Below are 1,547 nucleotides of genomic sequence, written 5' to 3' on the forward strand. Positions count from 1 at the left end.
CCTCGCGCACCTCTGCCGGCAGGTGGTCGGGCAGCGGCGGCACCGGCTGGTTGACGTGTGCGAAGGCGATGTCCACCTGCGTGGAGCCGGTGAAGGGGCGGTGTCCGGCCAGGGCCTCGTAGGCGATGACCCCCAGCGCGTACAGGTCCCCGGAGGGGGTGGCCATGTTGCCCATGGCCTGCTCTGGGGCCAGGTACTGGGCGGTGCCCATGACCATGCCGGTGGCGGTCATGGGGCGCTGATTGACGCCCATGGAGATGCCGAAGTCGGTGAGCTTGGCCAGTCCCTCCCGGTTGATCAGGATGTTGGAGGGCTTGACGTCGCGGTGCACCACGCCGGAGTCGTGCACCACCTGCAGGGCGCGGGCGACCTGCGCCAGGATCGGCAGGATTTCCTCCGGCGGCATGGTGCCCCGTTCGGCCAGGATGTCCGACAGGGCGCGCCCCTGCACCAGCTCCATGACGATCCAGCCGGAGCCGTGCCGCTCCCCGGAGTCCAGCACCACCGCCAGGTTCGGGTGGCGCAGGCCGCGAGAGTTGGCGGCCTCGGCGCGCAGGCGGGACAGGAAGATCTCATCCCCGGCCAGTTCCGGGCGCAGGATCTTCGCGGCCACCGCCCGACCGGAACGCAGGTCGGTGGCGCGCCACACCTCGCCCATGCCGCCCAGGGCGATGCGCTCAACCAGCTGGTAGCGGCCCTGCAGCTCTAGACCGGGTTCGGGTTTCACTGGTCCACCGCCGCGTCGATCACGGAGGCGGCGATCGGGCCGGCGACCGAGCCGCCGGTGCCGGTGGCGGCGGTCTGCTCACCGCCGTCGAGCACCACGGCGACGGCGACGGTGGGATCGGCGATGTCCGTGCCGGCGAAGCCGACGAACCAGGTGACCGGGCCGCCCTCGGCCGACCCCGTCTCGGCGGTGCCGGTCTTCCCGGCCACCGTCACGCCGGCAACCTGCGCGGTGGTGCCGGTGCCGTCGGTGACCGCCTGCTGCATCAGCTCCGACAGGGTCTGCGCCGTGGAGGAGTCGATCGGTGTGCGGGCCACCTTCGGCGTGGCGGTAGACACGACCGACAGGTCGGAGTCGAGCGTTTGGGCGATCAGGTAGGGGGTCATCTGCTCGCCGCCGTTGGCGATGGTGGCCGCCACCGTCGCCATCATCAGCGGCGTGACCCGCACGGAGGCCTGCCCGATGCCGGCCATGGCGGTCTGCGCCTGCGAGTCGTTGGCCGGGTAGGTGGACGGGGTTACCGTCAGCGGTATGTCCAGGTCCTCGCCGAAGCCCCAGTTGGCGGCCTCCGTGGCGAGCTCATCGTCACCCACATCCATGGCCAGCTGGGCGAAGGGAGTGTTGCAGGACTGGGCGAACGCCTCGGCCAGGGTGACGGTGCCGTTGCCGCAGGACTCGCCGGCGTAGTTGGACAGGGCGTGGTTGGTGCCCGGCAGGGTGAGGGTATCCGGCGCGTCCATCTCCGTATCCGCGCTCGCCTTCCCGGTGCGCAGCGCGGCGGCAGTGGTCAGGATCTTGAAGGTGGAGCCAGGCGGGTACA

At 71.2% G+C, this 1,547-nt stretch carries 2 protein-coding genes; both read right to left on the reverse strand.

The window, feature by feature from the left end; translation table 11 throughout:
- On the reverse strand, positions 1 to 727 hold a 727-nt coding region (locus BN1056_RS03435; RefSeq protein WP_210579085.1), incomplete at its 3' end, for a serine/threonine-protein kinase.
- On the reverse strand, positions 724 to 1,547 hold an 824-nt coding region (locus tag BN1056_RS03440), incomplete at its 5' end, for a penicillin-binding transpeptidase domain-containing protein (RefSeq protein ID WP_280516427.1). The genes BN1056_RS03440 and BN1056_RS03435, both read right to left, overlap by 4 nt.

Source organism: Actinomyces succiniciruminis (assembly GCF_900002405.1).
Classification (GTDB): domain Bacteria; phylum Actinomycetota; class Actinomycetes; order Actinomycetales; family Actinomycetaceae; genus Actinomyces; species Actinomyces succiniciruminis.